This window comes from Nonomuraea terrae (assembly GCF_004348995.1).
GTDB lineage: Bacteria > Actinomycetota > Actinomycetes > Streptosporangiales > Streptosporangiaceae > Nonomuraea > Nonomuraea terrae.
Genome location: NZ_SMKQ01000417.1, coordinates 1 through 2,151 on the forward strand (window position 1 = coordinate 1; position 2,151 = coordinate 2,151).

Consider the following 2,151-nt stretch of genomic DNA (forward strand, 5'->3'; position numbering starts at 1 on the left):
GGTCCGCGAACGCCTGGACGACTGAGCCACGGCGCTCAGCCGGGTGGGCAGGATGCGCGGCAGCCGCCGAAGCGGGTCTCGTCGAGAGCGGTGAACGGGGTTTCCGGAGTGCCGGTCAGGGCTTCCCGCATCGTGTCCTTCCAGATCGGGCCGGCGACGTCCGCGCCCGCCACCTCCTGGTGGCGTCGGCCCGCGATGGTGACGTCGGTCAGGGTGCGGCGGGAGCCGTTGCCGGGGAAGCCGAGGGTGACGGCCGAGGCCAGGTCGGGCGTGTAGCCGGCGTAGCCCGCAGCGGCGAAGGCGTCGGCCGTGCCGTCCATGCCCGCCGCGTCGCGGCCGAGACCCTTGAGCGGACCGGCCGCCGGCGCCTGCGCCAGTACCGCGGTCACGGCGTCCGCGACCGGCGCCTCCAGCACCTGCTCGCAGGTCGGCGGGAAGGCCCGGACGGCGCCCCCGCCGTCGGCGGCGACCTCCATGACCACGTGCGGCGCGCAGTGTCGGCCCCGGGCGGCGAGGGTGGCGTAGGAGGAGGCGACCGCGACCGCGTCCACCTCGTTGACGCCGAGCGCGAACGTCTCGTACTCCCGCAGCGGTCCGCCGTCGGCCCGGACGAGCCCGAGCCGCCGGGCCATCTTCACGGTCTCGCACAGCCCGACCTTCTCGGTCAGCTTCATGAAGAACGTGTTCTCGGCGGCCACCGTGCCGGAGCGGAGAGTGGTGAACGTCGCGCCGTCGTCCGTCGGGTCGACGACCGTGTGGGTGGGGTCGCCGACGTTCTCACCCGCGCAGTTCTTGAACGACGCGTAGGCCGGCGCCCGATAGCCGTCGCCGGCGGGGGAGCCGTCGTCGAGGCGCATGCCGCTTTCCAGGGCGGCGGCCAGCGGATAGACCATCGCGCTGACGCCCTGCTGGACGCCCCTCTGCCGGCCGCCGTCCAGATGACCGCCGTCCAGATGACCGCCGCCCTGTTGCACGCCGCCCTGCGGTACGCCGCTCGGGGGACCGGCGCCCTGCTGAGCGCCGCTCGGGTGGCCGCCGCCGGCCGCCAGCGCCTTGATCTCGCCGGTGCCAGGTGCGATCACGGCCTGGGCGGCGACCGGCTCGTCGCCGGGATCGATGTGCCGCTCGATGGCCTGCTCGGCGGCCTGCTGCACGCGCGGGTCGATCGCCGTCCTGATCGTCAGGTTGCCGCGTCGCACGAGCGCCGGGTCGCTCGCCGACAGCTCGGCCCGCACCCGCTCGCACAGGTACGCTTCACGTCGCGGATCCTACGACGGTGAGCGCACCACGGACAGGCCGGGCCCGCGACTTCGCGCCGCGGTCAGGCCGGGCCGGCGAGGTGCTACCGCGATCCGCGTCCGGCCAGCTCCACCACCGCGTCGATCAGCTCGCGGCCGTTCAGCATGGCCAGGTCGTTGTGCCCGGCGCCGGTGATCTCCACGGCCGTCGTCCCGGCCGCCTCGGCGACCGCCCGGCTCAGGTGCGGGGGCACGATCGTGTCGCGGGAGCCGTACACGACCACGACAGGCGCCCGCACCCGGCCGATGTCGGAGACGACGGGGAAGCGGTCGCGCAGCAGCGCGCGTACCGGAAGGAAGGGGTAGTTGACCTGGCCGGCGTCGGCCAGGTCGGTGAACGGGGAGCGCAGCACCAGCCCGGCGGGCGGGTGCTCCAGCGCGAGCCGCGTCGCCACCGCCCCGCCGAGGCTCTCCCCGAAGTAGACGACGCGCGGGCTGCCGACGAACGCGCGGGCGGCGAGCGCGTCGAGGTGCAGGCCCTCCTCGGTGGGGCTGCCCGGGTTGCCGCCGTAGCCGCGGTAGTCCATCAGCAGCACCGGCAGCCCGTGCTCCGCCAGGGCGCGGGCCAGCGGCGCCCGGTGCAGGCGGTTGCCCGCGTTGCCACCCATCACCAGGACGGTCACGTCGTGGCGGCCGGGCACGTACCAGGCCGCCAGCCGCAGACCGTCACGGGTCGTGAACGACACGTCGCGCGCGCCCGGGATCACCGCGGCGGCCGGCGGCACCATCCCCCGATCGGGCAGGTAGATGAGCCGCCGCTGGAACACCCACAACAGCCCGAGCACCAGGACCAGCACCGCGACGACAACGAGGGCGGTGCGCGTCAGCGTCGTCACCCCGCCCACGCTACGCA

At 74.9% G+C, this 2,151-nt stretch carries 2 protein-coding genes; both read right to left on the reverse strand.

What is annotated here, in order from left to right; all coding sequences use genetic code 11:
• Window positions 1-35: 35 nt before the first annotated feature.
• Window positions 36-1,235 (reverse strand): PBP1A family penicillin-binding protein, encoded by a 1,200-nt coding sequence (locus E1286_RS47030; protein WP_132623888.1) that lies wholly within the window; start codon window positions 1,233-1,235, stop codon window positions 36-38.
• Between the two features lie 107 nt (window positions 1,236-1,342).
• The coding region (locus E1286_RS47035; RefSeq protein ID WP_342776348.1) for an alpha/beta hydrolase at window positions 1,343-2,151 on the reverse strand (809 nt) is incomplete at its 5' end.